Origin of the sequence: Delftia sp. Lp-1 (assembly GCF_020523835.1) — a bacterium.
GTDB classification, from domain to species: Bacteria; Pseudomonadota; Gammaproteobacteria; order Burkholderiales; family Burkholderiaceae_C; genus Comamonas; species Comamonas acidovorans.
On sequence record NZ_JAJALJ010000001.1, the window covers coordinates 516,305 to 532,951 of the forward strand.

12 protein-coding genes are annotated in these 16,647 nt (G+C 66.8%); 6 read left to right on the forward strand and 6 right to left on the reverse strand.

Annotated features, from left to right (window positions below; translation table 11 throughout):
- Positions 1 to 15: 15 nt before the first annotated feature.
- Positions 16 to 1,113: an MBL fold metallo-hydrolase gene (locus tag LGR64_RS02230; protein WP_016450981.1), complete on the reverse strand. Its 1,098-nt coding sequence runs from the start codon at positions 1,111 to 1,113 to the stop codon at positions 16 to 18.
- Between the two features lie 192 nt (positions 1,114 to 1,305).
- Here LGR64_RS02230 and LGR64_RS02235 point away from each other — a divergent pair, with 192 nt between their 5' ends.
- The 3 genes from LGR64_RS02235 to LGR64_RS02245 all read left to right on the forward strand — a co-directional run bounded on the left by LGR64_RS02235 (position 1,306) and on the right by LGR64_RS02245 (position 5,167).
- Positions 1,306 to 2,718, forward strand: a complete 1,413-nt coding sequence (locus LGR64_RS02235) for an alkaline phosphatase (protein WP_016450982.1) — start codon at positions 1,306 to 1,308, stop codon at positions 2,716 to 2,718.
- Positions 2,719 to 2,756: 38 nt separating this feature from the next.
- The gene (locus tag LGR64_RS02240) at positions 2,757 to 4,274 is read left to right on the forward strand and encodes an alkaline phosphatase (RefSeq protein ID WP_141835174.1); all 1,518 of its coding nucleotides are present in this window, start codon (positions 2,757 to 2,759) and stop codon (positions 4,272 to 4,274) included.
- Between the two features lie 95 nt (positions 4,275 to 4,369).
- Complete coding sequence (locus LGR64_RS02245) at positions 4,370 to 5,167, forward strand: hypothetical protein (RefSeq protein ID WP_141835171.1); 798 nt, start codon at positions 4,370 to 4,372, stop codon at positions 5,165 to 5,167.
- Between the two features lie 189 nt (positions 5,168 to 5,356).
- Here the strand turns inward: LGR64_RS02245 and LGR64_RS02250 are convergent, their stop codons facing one another.
- The 5 genes from LGR64_RS02250 to LGR64_RS02270 all read right to left on the reverse strand — a co-directional run bounded on the left by LGR64_RS02250 (position 5,357) and on the right by LGR64_RS02270 (position 9,961).
- Positions 5,357 to 6,364 carry a Bug family tripartite tricarboxylate transporter substrate binding protein gene (locus LGR64_RS02250; protein WP_012207363.1) on the reverse strand — a complete coding sequence of 336 codons (1,008 nt, stop codon included), beginning with the start codon at positions 6,362 to 6,364 and terminating at the stop codon, positions 5,357 to 5,359.
- Between the two features lie 175 nt (positions 6,365 to 6,539).
- Positions 6,540 to 7,280 carry an SDR family NAD(P)-dependent oxidoreductase gene (locus LGR64_RS02255; protein ID WP_141835168.1) on the reverse strand — a complete coding sequence of 247 codons (741 nt, stop codon included), beginning with the start codon at positions 7,278 to 7,280 and terminating at the stop codon, positions 6,540 to 6,542.
- 7 nt (positions 7,281 to 7,287) lie between these two features.
- Positions 7,288 to 8,499, reverse strand: a complete 1,212-nt coding sequence (pcaF, locus tag LGR64_RS02260) for a 3-oxoadipyl-CoA thiolase (RefSeq protein WP_012207361.1) — start codon at positions 8,497 to 8,499, stop codon at positions 7,288 to 7,290.
- 74 nt (positions 8,500 to 8,573) lie between these two features.
- Positions 8,574 to 9,233, reverse strand: coding sequence for a 3-oxoacid CoA-transferase subunit B (locus tag LGR64_RS02265; RefSeq protein WP_026062883.1), 660 nt, complete (start codon positions 9,231 to 9,233; stop codon positions 8,574 to 8,576).
- A 26-nt stretch (positions 9,234 to 9,259) separates the two neighbouring features.
- Positions 9,260 to 9,961 carry a 3-oxoacid CoA-transferase subunit A gene (locus LGR64_RS02270; RefSeq protein WP_012207359.1) on the reverse strand — a complete coding sequence of 234 codons (702 nt, stop codon included), beginning with the start codon at positions 9,959 to 9,961 and terminating at the stop codon, positions 9,260 to 9,262.
- Between the two features lie 86 nt (positions 9,962 to 10,047).
- Here LGR64_RS02270 and LGR64_RS02275 point away from each other — a divergent pair, with 86 nt between their 5' ends.
- From LGR64_RS02275 to LGR64_RS02285, 3 genes are all read left to right on the forward strand, one after another.
- Positions 10,048 to 10,887, forward strand: a complete 840-nt coding sequence (locus LGR64_RS02275; RefSeq protein WP_141835165.1) for an IclR family transcriptional regulator domain-containing protein — start codon at positions 10,048 to 10,050, stop codon at positions 10,885 to 10,887.
- A gap of 55 nt (positions 10,888 to 10,942) precedes the next feature.
- On the forward strand, positions 10,943 to 11,653 hold the full coding sequence (locus LGR64_RS02280; protein WP_012207357.1) for a transposase: 711 nt from the start codon (positions 10,943 to 10,945) through the stop codon (positions 11,651 to 11,653).
- A 188-nt stretch (positions 11,654 to 11,841) separates the two neighbouring features.
- Positions 11,842 to 16,572, forward strand: coding sequence for a glutamate synthase-related protein (locus LGR64_RS02285; RefSeq protein WP_141835162.1), 4,731 nt, complete (start codon positions 11,842 to 11,844; stop codon positions 16,570 to 16,572).
- Positions 16,573 to 16,647: the final 75 nt, after the last annotated feature.

Consider the following 16,647-nt stretch of genomic DNA (forward strand, 5'->3'; position numbering starts at 1 on the left):
CTGCCTGCAGCAGTCTCAGGCCCCCGCCACGGCGTGGTACCAGGCGATGCCATCGGCATCGATGCTGCGCTCCACCTGCCCCGCATGCATCAAATGATTCAGGCAGGCCAGGCTTTCGCCCGTGGCCATGCCCAGCAGGGCGGGGCTGGATTCGCTGATGGGGCGTGAGAACAGGGCGCCGAAGACATCGACGGCGCGACGCGGTTCGGCCAGTGCGGCCAGCAAGCGGGCGTTGGCGCGCTCCTGGCCTGCCGCCAGTGAATCGATTCGTGCATGCAGGCCGCGAAAGCAATCGCCATGCGCGGGCAGGACGAGCACATCGTCGGGCACTTCGCGCCTGACCTTTTCCAGAGAATCCATCCAGTCGGCCATCGGGTTGGCGTCTGGCTCCATGGCATGGACCGAGACGTTGGACGAGATGCGCGGCAGCACCTGGTCGCCCGAGATCAGCAGCTTGAGATCGGGGCAGTAGAGGCTGGCGTGTTCGGGCGAGTGGCCGCTGCCGACCACCACGCGCCACAGGTGCTTTCCTATGCGCAGTTCCTCGCCGTCGTGCAGGCGGCGGTAGCTGTCGGGCAGGGCGTGGATGTGCTTGCCGAAGTTGCCGAAGCGGGCGCGGTAGGACTCCAGCGCGCTGTCACTCCAGCCTGCGCGGCGGTAGAAGGCGATGGCGTCGGGCGGCGCCTCGCGGCTGCAGTCCGAGACCACGACGCGGCAGTTCAGATATTCCAGGCGCGTCATGTACAGCGGCACATGGAACTTGCGTGTCAGCCATCCGGCCAGGCCCACATGGTCGGGGTGCATGTGGGTGACCAGCACGCGCGTCAGCGAGCGGCCGTCGGTGGATTGGGAGAACAGCGCGCGCCAAGTGGCCACGCCTTCGTCGGTGCGCGCACCGGTGTCGACGATGGCCCAGCCCTGGCCGTCATCGATGGCCCAGAGATTGATGTGATCCAGCGCATAGGGCAGGGGCATGCGTATCCAGAGCACGCCGGGTGCGACCTCCAGCGTCTGCCCGCGCTGCGGTGGCGCCTCGAACGGGTAGTCGAGCACCGGCTTGGGCGGCGCATCCGTGGCGTGCGAGGCGATCGGGGCTTGGGCTTTCTGGTCCATGGGGTTCCTTGTTCAGTCGCTGGGGTGGCCGGGTGCTCCCCGGCTGGCAGCGCGTCCCCGCAACGATACGCCTGCCGCTGCTGCCGTGCTGTCACGGGCTCGTCACAGGCCGCTCCTACAGTGCACGGGTCAATCAACAGGGGGAGGGCGCGGCCGTGCTGCGGGGTCCCCTGCCTACAGAGGGATATCCGCATGAAATTGAAGATGTTGTGCAGCGCGCTGGCTGGTGCCTCGCTGCTGTTGAGCGCCTGTGGCGGCAGCGACGGTTCGTCCGCAGCCGCTCCGACCAAGAACGTGCTGTTCTTCCTGGGTGACGGCATGGGCATCACCACCATGACGGCCGCACGCATCTACAGCGTGGGCGAAGACGGTGAGCTGACCATGGACAAGCTGCCCGAGACGGCCTTCGTCCACACCTTCTCGAACGACGCCCAGGTGACGGACAGCGCGCCCTCGATGGCCGCCTACATGACCGGCGTGAAGATGAACAACGAAGTCATCTCCATGACGCCCGACACCAAGGCCACGGACGCTGCGGGCAAGGCCTATCACACCAACTACGACAGCACCTGCCCCAGCGGCAACGGCCAGGCCGTTCCCACGCTGCTCGAGCAGATGAAGTCCGCCGGCTACGGCACGGGCGTGGTCTCCACCGCGCGCATCACGCATGCCACGCCGGCAACCACCTATTCGCACGTCTGCCACCGCGATGCGGAGAACACCATTGCCGCGGCCCTGGTGCCCGGCGGCTCCGGCTACAACAGCAAGCTCGGTGACGGCGTGGACGTGATCCTGGGTGGCGGTTCCTACTACTTCACGCCCAAGGCCGACGGCGGCCGCCGCAACGACAGCCGCAACCTGATCGCCGAGTTCAAGACGCAAAAGTACAGCTACGCCGCCAACAAGAGCGAGTTCGACAAGCTGCCCGTGGACGGCAGCAAGATCGCCGGCCTGTTCACCAAGGACCACATGGCCTATGACTTGGACCGCGATGCGACCAAGGAGCCGAGCCTGGCCGAGATGACGGGCAAGGCCATCGACGCACTGTCGGCCAAGAAGAAGGGCTTCTTCCTGATGGTGGAAGGCGGCCGCATCGACCATGCGCTGCACGCCACCAACGCGCGCCGCGCGCTGCAGGACACCGTGGCCTTCGACAACGCCATCCAGACCGCGCTGGACAAGATGGCCAAGCTCGATCCGGGCCTGAAGAACACGCTGATCGTCGTCACCGCCGACCATGACCACACGCTGCACCTGAATGGCTATGCCGCGCGCACCGGCAAGACCGAGGCCGGCAAGCCCGGCGTGCTGGGCTTGGTCAAGAACTACGTGGACGGCAAGGCCTCCACCGATGTGGATGGCAATCCCTACACCATCCTGGGCTTCGGCAACGGTCCCAAGCGCCTGGCCACGCGGGGTCCCATCGACGCTGCCTCGCTGGAGAGCCCCGACTACCTGCAGGAGGCCGTGGTGCCCCTGGCCTCCGAAACCCACGGCGGCGGCGACGTGTTCCTGGGCGCGCAAGGCATGGGTGCCGATACGTTCTCGGGCGTGATCGACAACACGGCCGTGTTCAACCTGATCAAGAAGAGCATCGGCTTGTGATGCCGCACGCTGCATTCAAGGCACTCAAGGAATTCCACATGCATCCGATCCTCCAAAAGACCTCCCTCGCCCTGGCTGCGGCCGGCGCGCTGGCGCTGCTGGCACCTGCCGCCCATGCGGCTGGCGAGGCCAAGAACGTCATCTTCTTCCTCGGCGACGGCATGGGCCCGGTCACCGTGACCGCCGCGCGCATATACAAGGGTGAGAAGCAGCTGGCTGCCAATCCCACGGCACTGACCAGCAGCGAGCGCGCCACGCTGACCATGCAGTCCCTGCCTTACGCCAGCCGCGTCAAGACCTTCTCGCGCGATGGCCAGACCACGGACAGCGCGCCTTCGATGGCGGCCTACATGACCGGCGTGAAGATGAACAACGAAGTCATCTCCATGTCGGCCGAGACCATGGCCTATGCGGCCAACGGCCAGCAGTACATCAACGGCGAGGACACCACCTGCCCGGCCGGCAACGGCCAGCCCGCCCAGACCCTGCTGGAACTGTCCAAGGCCAAGGGCCGCGCCGTGGGCGCCATCTCCACCACGCGCGTGGGCCATGCGACGCCTGCGGCCACCTACGCCCACATCTGCAACCGCAATGGCTACAACAGCATTGCCGAGCAGTCCGTGCCCGGCCATGCCAACTACAACGCCAAGTTGGGCGACGGCATCGACGTGCTCATGGGTGGCGGCCAGCGCAACTACCTGCCCAAGTCGGTCAACCCCAGCAGCAAGCGCACGGACACGGCCAACCTCGTGGACATGATGAAGGCCAAGGGCTACGCCTATGTCGCCAAGGGCAGCGAGCTGTCGGCCCTGGACGCGACCAAGGCTCCCAAGCTGCTGGGCCTGTTCACGCAAAGCGAAATGGCCTACGAGCTGGACCGCGTCAAGCAAAAGCTGGACGAGCCCAGCCTGGCCGACATGACCGGCAAGGCGCTGGACGTGCTCAGCCGCAATGACAAGGGCTTCTTCCTGATGGTGGAAGGCGGCCGCATCGACCACGCACTGCACGGCACCAATGCCAAGCGCGCGCTGGAAGACACGCTGGCCTTCGACCGCGCCATCGAGACCGCCATGGCCTACATGGAAAAGAAGGACCCGGGCCTGAAGAACACGCTGATCGTGGTCACGGCCGATCACGACCACAACATGGTGTTCAACGGCTACTCCAAGATCGGCAACCCCATCCTGGGCAAGGTGCAGGACTACCAGACCGGCCAGATGGCCAAGGCCCAGGACGGCAAGCCCTACACCACGCTGGCCTTCGGCAACGGCGGACGTCCCAACGCCACGGCATCCAGCCAGGTCAATGCCGAAGATGGCAACAAGCCCTGGATCGCTCCCACGCGCGGCGCCTCGCGCGACGACGTGACGGCCGTGGACACCACGGACGACAACTACCTGCAGGAAGTCGGCCTGAACCTGGGCACGCCGGGCTCCGAGACCCATGGCGGCGGCGACGTGATGCTGTTCGCCGGCGGCGCGGGCGCCAAGATCTTCAAGGGCACGATGGACAACACCAAGGTGTTCTCCAAGGTCCGCGAAGCCGCTGGCCTGTAATTGTTTCTTCCTTCGTTGGCTGCTTGCCAACCCCTGGCCGGAGCCGTGGCACATGCGTGTGCCCGGCCCCGGTTTTTTCGCATTGGCTGGATTCCATGACGCTTTCCCTTCCGGCGCCGCGCGCGGCGCGCCACATCTACGCGGCCGCGCTGCTGGCCTGTTCCGTCTCCGCAGCATGGGCCGCCGAGCCGGCCAAGGCGCCGGCATCCGCACCCACGGCCACAGTCCCCGCTGATTCCGTGGCACGCACCACGGCCGCCGTGCAGGCCACGCCCGAGGCCGACCTGCGCATCACCTATGAAGCCATGAGCGTGGGCAGCGATGGCGTGCAGCGCAGCAGCGTCTATACCAACCGTGTCTACCGCCGCAAAGCCCAGCTGTGGATAGAGCGCGAAATGCCCGCCGCCCTGCGCCAGAGCCAGGACCACGGCCATGACCACGCCCACGGCCCGCACGCCGGCCACGCCCATGACGAGGCCCGCGCCGCACCCCTGTCCATCCGCCGCGCCGATGACGGCAAGGTCGGCGTGGAAGTCATCCTGGCCAAGCTGCGGCGCGTCATCAGCGTGGACCTGGCCCACCACGGCAACGTGGGCTACGGCGGCTCCTTCGACAACGTCTACTGGATCGTGCCTCCCACCGCGCTGCAAGGCATGGAACGCGTGGGCAAGCCGCAAAACGGCGTGCAGCGCTACCGCGGCACGGCAGGCGAACAAACCACCGTCATCGACTGGGACGTTGCCAACCAGTTTGCCCGCCGCGTGGAACGCAGCGACTCCCACGGCACCGAGCGCATCATCGTCACCGCCACCAAGCTGCCCGCACCACTGGCCCAGCCCTGGAAGGCCATCGAAGGCTACGACAAGGGTGACTACTCCGATCTGCTGGATTGAGCACCTGACACCCCAATGCAAAGAGCTGCCCGGAGGCAGCTCTTTTTTATTCCCCATTTCAATGCTCAAACGCATGGCGCTGGAAACCGGCGCAGCCTGACACCAGGGGCGCCGAGCAAGAGCCGCCTCGCGGCGATGGCGCCGTCCCCCTTCAGGGGGAAGCCGCGCAGCGGCTCAGGGGGAGGCCAGTTACACCTGTGCTCCAGAGTCTTTTACGACCTTGCTCCACTTCGTCGATTCGGCCTTGATGTAGGCGAGGAATTCGGCCGGCGTGTCGATCACGACGTCACCGCCCTGGTCGTTGATCTTCTTGACCACGGCCGGGTCCTTGAGCACCTTGGCAATGGCCGTGTACAGGCGCTGCTGCACGGCGGCGGGTGTCTTGGCCTGGGTCCAGAGGCCGAACCACGAAGTGGCCTCGTAGCCGGGCACGCCGGCTTCAGCCACGGTGGGCACATCGGGCAGTTCGGGCGAGCGCTTGGCCGTGGTCACGGCGATGGGGCGCAGCTTGCCCGAGCGCACGTGCTGGATGGCCGAGGGCATGTTGTCGAACATGATGGCGATCTGGTTGCCCAGCAGGTCGGTGATGGCCGGGGCGCTGCCCTTGTAGGGCACGTGCACCATGTCCAGGCCCGTCATGGAGCGGAACAGCTCGCCCGACAGGTGGATGGAGCTGCCGCTGCCCGAGGAGCCGTAGTTCAGCTTGCCGGGATTGGCGCGCGCGTAGGCGATCATTTCCTTGACGGTCTTGAACGGCTGGCTGGGGTGGGCCACCAGCAGGTTGGGCACGTTGGCCACGCGCGTCAGGGGCGAGAAGTCCTTGATGGGGTCGAAGCCGGGCTTGGCGTAGAGCGCGGCATTGATGGCATGCGTGCCCACGGTGCCCATGAACAGCGTGTAGCCGTCGGCCGGTGCACGCGCGGCGGCCACGGCGCCGATGTTGCCGCCCGCGCCGGGCTTGTTGTCCACGATCACGGTCTGGCCCAGCTCCTGCTGCAGCGCCTGGGCGACGATGCGCGCCAGGATGTCGGTGGTGCCGCCAGCGGCGAAGGGCACGAGGATGGTGATGGGCTTGCTGGGGAAGCCGTCCTGGGCCAGGGCGGCGGTGCCGGACAGGGCGCCGAGCGCGGTCAGGGATGCGGCGGCCAGCGCCTGCAGGCCACGGCGGCGGGTGAAGTGGGTGGTTTGATCGGACATCGAGAGGTCTCCTGATTCGGCAATAAGGTGGATGGCCGGGCCCGGCAACGCCGGGCTGGGCCAGGGCAAGGCCCTGTGTGGCGCCCGCCTGTGCAGGCGGGCGCTTCCAGTGGTTCTTCTTGAAGGGTGTTGTGCCTGGGAAGGCGTTCGGTCAGACGGTCGGTCCGACGTTCGATCAGACGGGCGCCACGCCCAGCGTGGTGCCGCCGCAGATGTAGAGCACCTGACCGGTGACGAAGCCGTTGTCGGGCGACAGGAAGAACAGCGCGGCACGGGCCACGTCTTCCGGTGTGCCCATGCGGCCCACGGCAATGCTGTTGAGGATGCGCTGGGTCTGCGGCGCGCCTTCGGGGTTGCTCTTGGTGAACAGCTCGGTGGCGATGGGGCCGGGGCCCAGGGCGTTGACCGTGATGCGGTCGCGGCCCAGTTCCATGGCCAGGGTGCGCGTCAGGCCGATCAGGCCCGCCTTGGTCGCCGAGTAGACGATGCGGTCAGGCTTGCCCAGCGCGGCGCGCGAGGACATGTTCACGATGCGCCCCTCGCCGCAGGCACGCAGCGTGGGCAGGAAGGCCTGCACCAGCAGCATGGGCGCGCGCAGGTGCAGTCCCACCACGTCGTCGAGATGCCGGGTGCTGGCGTTGTCGATGGTGCCGGGGCGTGTGGCGCCCGCGTTGTTGACCAGGGCCACCACGTTGTGCGCGGCGGCAATGCGGGCGGCCGCCTCGGCCGTGGCCTGCTCGCTGGTCAGGTCGGCCTGGTAGCTCACCAGCAGCGGATGGCTCCATTCGGGCAGCACGTAGTCGAGGTTGACCACGGCGCGGCCCTGGGCCAGCAGGGCCTCGGCGATGGCGCGGCCGATGCCGTTGCTGGCGCCGCTGACCACGGTGACGGGTGTCTTGTTATCCACGGTGCTCATCGCAGTCTCAGACCTTTTCCAGGATCACGGCAATGCCCTGGCCCACGCCGATGCACATGGTGCACAGCGCGTAGCGGCCGCCCAGCGTGTGCAGCTGGTTCACGGCCGTGGTGGCCAGGCGCGCGCCGGAGGCGCCCAGCGGATGGCCCAGCGCAATGGCGCCGCCCCATTGGTTGACGCGGCGGTCATCGTCGGCAATGCCCAGATCGCGCAGCACGGCCAGGCCCTGTGCGGCGAAGGCTTCGTTCAGCTCGATCACGTCCATCTGCTCCAGCGTCAGGCCGGTCAGGGCCAGCACCTTGCGCACGGCGGGCGCCGGGCCGAAGCCCATGATGCGCGGGGCCACGCCGGCCACGGCCATGCCGACCACGCGGGCGCGGGGCACCAGGTTGTATTGCCTGGCGGCTTCCTCGTTGGCCAGCAGCAGGGCGCAGGCGCCGTCGTTCACGCCGCTGGCATTGCCGGCCGTCACCGTGCCATCCGGGCGCACCACGCCCTTGAGCTTGGCCAGCGCCTCGATGGTGGTGGCGCGCGGATGTTCGTCCTGGCTCACCACGATGGCGTCGCCCTTTTTCTGGGCAATGGACACGGACACGATTTCCTTGGCCAGGTAGCCGGCCGCGATGGCGGCGGCGGCCTTTTGCTGGCTGGCCAGGGCCATGCGGTCCTGGGCTTCGCGCTCGATCTTGAAGTCGTCGGCCACGTTCTCTGCCGTTTCGGGCATGGAGTCCACGCCGTACTGCTGCTTCATCAGCTTGTTGACGAAGCGCCAGCCGATGGTGGTGTCGTACACGGCGTTGCTGCGGCTGAAGGCGCTTTCTGCCTTGGGCATGACGAAGGGCGCACGGCTCATGCTTTCCACGCCGCCCGCGATCATCAGGCGGGCCTCACCCGCCTTGATAGCGCGCGCGGCCGTGCCCACGGCGTCCAGGCCCGAACCGCACAGGCGGTTGATGGTGGCGCCCGGCACATCGATGGGCAGGCCGGCCAGCAGGGCGGACATGCGCGCCACGTTGCGGTTGTCTTCGCCGGCCTGGTTGGCGCAGCCGTAGAGCACGTCGGCCACGGCCGTCCAGTCCACGCCGGGGTTGCGCTCCATCAGCGCCTTGATCGGCACGGCGCCGAGGTCATCGGCACGCACCGGGGACAGGGCGCCGCCGTAGCGGCCGAAGGGGGTGCGGATGGCGTCGCAGATGAAGGCCTGGTTGGACTGGCTCATGGTGTCTCCTGGAAAAAGAATGAAGAGGTGCCGGGGTGCGCCGCAGCGCACCCACTGGGTGGGGAGCTGAGGGATCAGGCCGTGGCCGTCGCGTCCTTGATGGGCAGGCCTACGATGGACTGCAGCTCGGCGTGCGAGAGGCCGGGCACGGTGTCGATCAGGCGCAGGCCCTCGGGCGTGCATTCCAGCGTGCACAGGTCGGTGTAGATGCGCTTGACGCAGGACAGGCCCGTGAGCGGATAGCTGCAGGCCTCGACGACCTTGCATTCGCCGGTCTTGGTCAGCAGGTCCATCATCACCCAGGTCTGGCGTGCACCCACGGCCAGGTCCATGGCGCCGCCCACGGCGGGAATGGCACCGGCCTCGCCCGTGCTCCAGTTGGCCAGGTCGCCCGTGGCCGAGACCTGGAAGGCGCCCAGCACGCAGATGTCCAGGTGGCCGCCGCGCATCATGGCGAAGCTGTCGGCATGGTGGAAGTAGCAGCCGCCCGGCAGCAGGGTGACGGGCTGCTTGCCGGCATTGGTCAGGTCATAGTCCTCCTGGCCTTCGGCGGGCGCCGGGCCCATGCCCAGGATGCCGTTCTCGCTTTGCAGGATGACCTCGCGGCCGGCCGGGATGTGGTTGGCCACCTGGGTGGGCATGCCAATGCCCAGGTTGACGTAGGCGCCGTCGAAGATGTCTTCGGCCACGCGCCGGGCCAGCTCTTGCTTGCTGCGTTTCTGGTAGCTGCTCATGCTCTTGCTTTCGGCGGTTGGGGCGCTCATGCGGTTTTCTTGAAGCCGCCGGCCTGGGTGGCCACGCGGTCGATCTTCACGATCTGGCTCACGTAGATGCCGGGCGTGACCACGGCCTCGGGGTCCAGCGCGCCCAGCTCCACGATCTCGTGCACGGTGGCAATCGTGTGCTTGGCCGCCGTGGCCATCACGGGGCCGAAGTTGCGGGCCGACATGCGGTAGGTGAGGTTGCCCCAGCGGTCGCCCTTCTCGGCCTTGACCAGTGCCACGTCGCCGTGGATGGGATGCTCCAGCACATAGTGCTTGCCGTTGATCTCGCGAGTTTCCTTGCCGTTGGCCAGCTCCGTGCCATAGGCCGTGGGGCAGAAGAAGCCGCCGATGCCGGCGCCGGCGGCGCGCAGGCGCTCGGCCAGGTTGCCCTGGGGCACGAGTTCCAGCTCGATCTTGCCGCTGCGGTACAGGTCGTCGAACACCCAGCTGTCCACCTGGCGGGGGAAGCTGCAGATGATCTTGCGCACCTGGCCGCTCTTGAGCAGGGCGGCCAGGCCCTGGTCTCCGTTGCCCGCGTTGTTGTTGACCACGGTCAGCTCGCGTGCGCCCTGGGCGATCAGGCCGTCGATGAGTTCGGTGGGATTGCCCGAGGTGCCGAAGCCCCCGATCAGCACGGTGGAGCCGTCCTGGACGCCCGACAACGCCTCGGCGATGGTGTCGGTGATTTTGTTGATCACTTGCTTGTCTCCGGTATGCAGGCCGCTGGCGCTGCGCTAAAATGTTCGTATGTAGAACAAAAGTTCGCAGAAAGAATTATAGAGCCATGAAAAAAAATGCCGCTTCCGTAATTTCCACAGGTGGGGCCGAAGAAGAGGGCGGCACGCCGCGCCCCGGCGACAGCTATGTGCAGTCCTTTGCGCGCGGCCTGGGCGTGATCCGCTCGTTCAGCGCCGAGGCGCCTGCGCAGACGCTCAGCGAGGTGGCGGCGCGCACGGGGCTCACGCGCGCCGGGGCCCGGCGCATCCTGCTGACGCTGCAGACGCTGGGCTATGTGAAGAGCGACGGCAAGCTGTTCCAGCTCACCCCGCGCATCATGGAACTGGGCTTTGCCTACCTCAGCTCCACCCCGGTCTGGAACCTGGCCGAGCCCGTGATGGAAAACCTGGTCGACGAGGTCAAGGAGTCCTGCTCGGCCGCCGTGCTCGATGGCGGCGACATCGTCTATGTGCTGCGCGTGCACACCCACAAGATCATGAGCACCAACCTCGGCGTGGGCTCACGCCTGCCGGCCTGCTGGACCTCGATGGGGCGCGTGCTGCTGGCCGGCGAGAGCGATGAATCCCTGCAGGCCCTGCTGGATGCGCGCGAGCGCCGGCAGTTCACGGCCCTGACCGAGCAGGATGATGACCGCCTGCGCCAGCGCATTCTGGAGGTGCGCGCCCAGGGCTGGGCCCTGGTGGACCAGGAACTGGCCGAAGGCCTGATCTCCATCGCGGCGCCCGTGAAGAACGCGGCCGGGCGCACCGTGGCTGCGCTCAACATCAGCGGCCAGGCCAACCGCAACAGCGCCGAGATGATGCGCGGGCAACTGCTGCCCCGGCTGCTGGCTGCCACGCAGCTGGTGAGCCAGCTGCTGCGGGCCTCATCGCGGCTTTCCCTGTAGGGCGGCGGGCGGCGCGGCGCTCCATAATTGCCGATCCACGCCCCGCACTCGCACCATGGCCCGCCTGCCCCGACTCACTCTTGCGGATCTGCCGCACCACATCATCCAGCTCGGCAACAACGGCGGGGACATCTTCATCGATGCCCAGGACCGGGAGACCATGCTGGGGCTGCTGCGCGAGATGGCGCGCAGCTGCGAGCTGGCCGTGCATGCCTACGTGCTGCTGCCCAGCCAGTTCCACCTGCTGGCCACGCCCCGCACCGGCGATGGCCTGCCCAAGTTCATGCAGGCCGTGGGCCGGCGCTATGTGCGCTACTTCAACGACCGCCACGGCCGCAGCGGCACGCTGTGGGAAGGCCGCTATCGCGGCACGGTGCTGCAGCCCAGCTGGCTGCTGCCCACCATGGTCTTCATGGACGACAGCCCCGTGCGCGCCGGCCTGGTCCAGCGGCCGGCCGACTGGCCCTGGTCCAGCTACGCGCACAACGCCGGCCTGCGCAGCGACGCGCTGATCCAGCCGCATGCCGTGTTCTGGGAACTGGGCAACACCCCGTTTGCGCGGGATGCGGCCTATGTGGAAGCCGTGGAAGAGGGGGTTGGCACCGATGACGCCGAACGCATCAGCCAGTCGGCGCTGCGGGGTTGGGCGCTGGGCGATGAGCAATTCATTGCCGATTTACAACAGCGCACCGAGCGCCGCGTGACCCGCCAGCGCGCCGGCCGTCCGCCCGGACGGACCAATGAGCGCACCACAACAGTGCGTTAGTACCCACTGATGGCTTGCAAGTGCTTGATTCCTCACTGCAGGTCTTTGTGAAATAAATATGTCCCTTATTAATTTCCGATTTTTTTGTTCTGGAATTAATTGGGATCTGACCCTTATATAAATTTATTGCATGAGGTGATGCCTTGCCTTAATCTTGCGTTCCCTGCGAAAAATTTGAGGATTCCGCCATGACGACGGCTGCCGAGATCAAGCATCTCCAAGACCACGGTCTGTACTCCAAGAGCAACGAGCACGACGCCTGCGGCCTCGGCTTTGTTGCGCATATCAAGGGCGTCAAGCGCCATGACATCGTCACCGGCGCGCTCAAGATCCTCGAAAACATCGACCATCGCGGCGCCGTGGGTGCCGACAAGCTCATGGGCGATGGCGCGGGCATTCTGATCCAGATTCCCGACCAGCTCTACCGCGAAGAGATGGCAAAGCAGGGCGTGGCCCTGCCGCCCGCGGGCGAGTACGGCGTGGGCATGATCTTCCTGCCCAAGGAGCATGCCTCGCGCCTGGCCTGCGAGCAGGAGATGGAACGCGCCATCAAGGCCGAAGGCCAGGTCCTGCTGGGCTGGCGTGATGTGCCCGTGAACCGTGACATGCCCATGTCGCCCACGGTCCAGGAAAAGGAACCCATCCTGCGCCAGGTCTTCATCGGCCGCGGCGCCGACGTGATCGTGCAGGACGCGCTGGAGCGCAAGCTGTACGTGATCCGCAAGACGGCCAGCGCCGCCATCCAGAACCTCAAGCTCAAGCACAGCAAGGAATACTACGTTCCCAGCATGAGCAGCCGCACCGTGGTCTACAAGGGCCTGCTGCTGGCCGACCAGGTGGGCGTGTACTACAACGACCTGTCCGACGAGCGCTGCGTCTCGGCCATCGGCCTGGTGCACCAGCGCTTTTCCACCAACACCTTCCCCGAGTGGCCGCTGGCCCACCCCTACCGCTACGTGGCCCACAACGGTGAAATCAACACCGTGCGCGGCAACTACAACTGGATGCTGGCGCGCGAGGGCGTGATGGCCTCGCCCGTACTGGCCGAGGACCTCAAGAAGCTCTATCCCATCAGCTTCGCTGGCCAGTCCGACACGGCAACGTTCGACAACTGCCTGGAACTGCTGACCATGGCCGGCTACCCCATCAGCCAGGCCGTGATGATGATGATTCCCGAGCCCTGGGAGCAGCACGAGTCCATGGACGAGCGCCGCCGCGCCTTCTATGAATACCACGCCGCCATGATGGAGCCCTGGGACGGCCCGGCCTCCATCGTGTTCACCGACGGCCGCCAGATCGGCGCCACGCTGGACCGCAACGGCCTGCGCCCCTCGCGCTACGTGATCACCGATGACGACCTGGTCATCCTGGCGTCCGAGGCCGGCGTGCTGCCCGTGCCCGACAGCTCCATCGTGCGCAAGTGGCGCCTGCAGCCCGGCAAGATGCTGCTGATCGACCTGGAGCAGGGCCGCCTGATCGAGGACGACGAGCTCAAGGCCAACATCGTCAACACCAAGCCCTACAAGCAGTGGATCGAGAACCTGCGCATCAAGCTGGGCAGCGTGGGCGGTGACACCCATGCCGGCCCCGAGGCCGCCAGCCTGCCGCTGCTCGAGCGCCAGCAGGCCTTCGGCTTCACGCAGGAAGACATCAAGTTCCTGCTGGCCCCCATGGCCAAGAACGGCGAGGAAGGCATCGGCTCCATGGGCAACGACAGCCCGCTGGCCGTGCTGTCGGACAAGAACAAGCCGCTGTACAACTACTTCCGCCAGATGTTCGCGCAGGTGACCAACCCGCCGATCGACCCCATCCGCGAAGCCATCGTGATGTCGCTGGTGTCCTTCATCGGACCCAAGCCCAACCTGCTGGACATCAACCAGGTCAACCCGCCCATGCGCCTCGAAGTGCACCAGCCGGTGCTGGACTTCGCCGACATGGCCAAGCTGCGCGACATCGAACGCCACACCCAGGGCAAGTTCAAGAGCGCAACGATCGACATCACCTACCCGCTGTCCTGGGGCAAGCAGGGCGTGGAAGCCAAGCTGGCATCGCTGTGCGCGCAGGCCGTGGACGCCATCAAGGGTGGCGCCAACATCCTGATCATCAGTGACCGCCATGTGAGCGCCACCCAGGTGGCCATCCCCGCGCTGCTGGCGCTGTCGGCCATCCACCAGCACCTGGTGCGCGAGGGCCTGCGCACCACTGCCGGCCTGGTCGTGGAAACGGGCACGGCGCGCGAAGTGCATCACTTCGCCGTGCTGGCGGGCTACGGTGCCGAGGCCGTGCATCCCTACCTGGCCATGGAAACCCTGGCCGACATGCACAAGGAGCTGGGCGGCGACCTTTCGGCCGACAAGGCCATCTACAACTACGTCAAGGCCATCGGCAAGGGCCTGTCCAAGATCATGTCCAAGATGGGCGTGTCCACCTACATGTCCTATTGCGGCGCCCAACTGTTCGAGGTGATCGGCCTGAACAGCGACACCGTGGACAAGTACTTCACCGGCACGGCCAGCCGCGTCGAGGGCATCGGCGTCTTCGAGATCGCCGAGGAAACCATCCGCAACCACCGCGCGGCCTTCGGTGACGATCCCGTGCTGGAGACCATGCTGGACGCCGGCGGCGAATACGCCTGGCGCGCCCGTGGCGAAGAGCACATGTGGTCGCCCGACGCCATCGCCAAGCTGCAGCATTCCACGCGCTCCAACAACTGGAGCACGTACAAGGAATACGCCCAGCTGATCAACGACCAGAGCAAGCGCCACATGACGCTGCGCGGCCTGTTCGAGTTCAAGTTCGACCCGGCCAAGGCCATTGCGCTGGACCAGGTCGAATCGGCCAAGGACATCGTCAAGCGCTTTGCCACGGGCGCCATGTCCCTGGGCTCGATCAGCACCGAGGCCCATGCCACGCTGGCCGTGGCCATGAACCGCATCGGCGGCAAGAGCAACACCGGCGAAGGCGGGGAAGATCCCCAGCGCTACCGCAACGAGCTCAAGGGCATCCCGATCAAGAAGGGCGAGACCCTGGGCTCCATCATCGGCGCCGACAAGGTCGAGGCCGACATCGAGCTGCAGGACGGCGACTCGCTGCGCTCCAGGATCAAGCAGGTGGCATCGGGCCGCTTCGGCGTCACGGCCGAGTACCTGTCGTCCTCGGACCAGGTGCAGATCAAGATGGCCCAGGGCGCCAAGCCCGGCGAAGGCGGCCAGCTGCCCGGCGGAAAGGTGTCCGACTACATCGGCAAGCTGCGCCACTCCGTGCCCGGCGTCGGCCTGATCTCGCCCCCGCCCCACCACGACATCTACTCCATCGAGGATCTGGCCCAGCTGATCCACGACCTGAAGAACGTGGCGCCGCATGCCGACATCTCGGTCAAGCTCGTGTCCGAAGTGGGCGTGGGCACCATCGCGGCCGGCGTGGCCAAGTGCAAGAGCGACCACGTGGTCATCGCAGGCCATGACGGCGGCACGGGCGCATCGCCCTGGTCGTCCATCAAGCATGCGGGCTCGCCCTGGGAAATCGGCCTGGCCGAGACCCAGCAGACCCTGGTGCTCAACCGCCTGCGCGGCCGTATCCGCGTTCAGGCCGACGGCCAGATGAAGACCGGCCGCGACGTCGTCATCGGCGCGCTGCTGGGCGCCGACGAGTTCGGCTTCGCCACCGCGCCCCTGGTCGTCGAGGGCTGCATCATGATGCGCAAGTGCCACCTGAACACCTGCCCCGTGGGCGTGGCCACGCAGGACCCGGTGCTGCGCGCCAAGTTCTCGGGCAAGCCCGAGCATGTGGTGAACTACTTCTTCTTCATCGCCGAGGAAGTGCGCCAGATCATGGCCCAGCTGGGCGTTGCCAAGTTCGACGACCTGATCGGCCGTGCCGACCTGCTGGACACCCGCAAGGGCCTGCAGCACTGGAAGGCCCAGGGCCTGGACTTCTCGCGCCTGTTCGCCCAGCCCGAAGTGCCCGCCGACGTGGCGCGCTTCCATGTCGAAAAGCAGGACCACCTGCTGGACAAGGCGCTGGACGTGAAGCTCATCGAGCGCTGCAAGCCGGCCATCGAGAACGGCGAGCGCGTGCGCATCATGGAAGTGGCGCGCAACGTCAACCGCTCCGTGGGCGCCATGCTCTCCGGTGCCGTGACGCGCGTGCATCCCGAAGGCCTGCCGGATGACACCATCCGCATCCACTTCGAGGGAACTGGCGGCCAGTCCTTCGGCGCCTTCCTGTGCAACGGCATCACGCTGAACCTGCGCGGCGATGCCAACGACTACACGGGCAAGGGCCTGTCCGGCGGCCGCGTGGTGGTGCATGCCAGCCATGAATTCCGCGGCGACACGACGACCAACACCATCGTCGGCAACACCGTGATGTTCGGTGCCACCAGCGGCGAGGCCTTCTTCGGCGGCGTGGCCGGCGAGCGTTTCGCGGTCCGCCTGTCCGGCGCCACGGCCGTGGTCGAAGGCGTGGGCGACCACGGCTGCGAATACATGACCGGCGGCACCGTGGTGGTGCTGGGCAAGACGGGCCGCAACTTCGCGGCCGGCATGAGCGGCGGCGTGGCCTATGTGTATGACGAGGATGGCCGCTTCGCCGAGCGCTGCAACAAGGCGTCCGTCTCGCTGGACCAGGTGCTGCCCCACGACGAGCACCTGGCCCAGGTCTCGCCCGCCGTCTGGCACCGCCGCGAAACCGACGAACGCCAGCTGCGTGCACTGATCGAGGCGCACAGCCGCTGGACCGGCTCCAAGCGCGCCCGCGACCTGCTGGACAACTGGGCGGCGGCCCGCTCCAAGTTCGTCAAGGTCTTCCCCAGCGAGTACAAGCGTGCCCTGTCCGAGATGTACGAGCGCCAGGTGATGGAAGAGCCCGCCACGCCCGAGGTCGAGGTACACGCCAAGGAGGCGGTGGCCGCCAAATAAAGCAGGACTTGCGCAAACAGGATGAGACCCGGCACCGTGCCTTTTGGCAGGCCGCCCGCCAGATTCCTTCTTGCG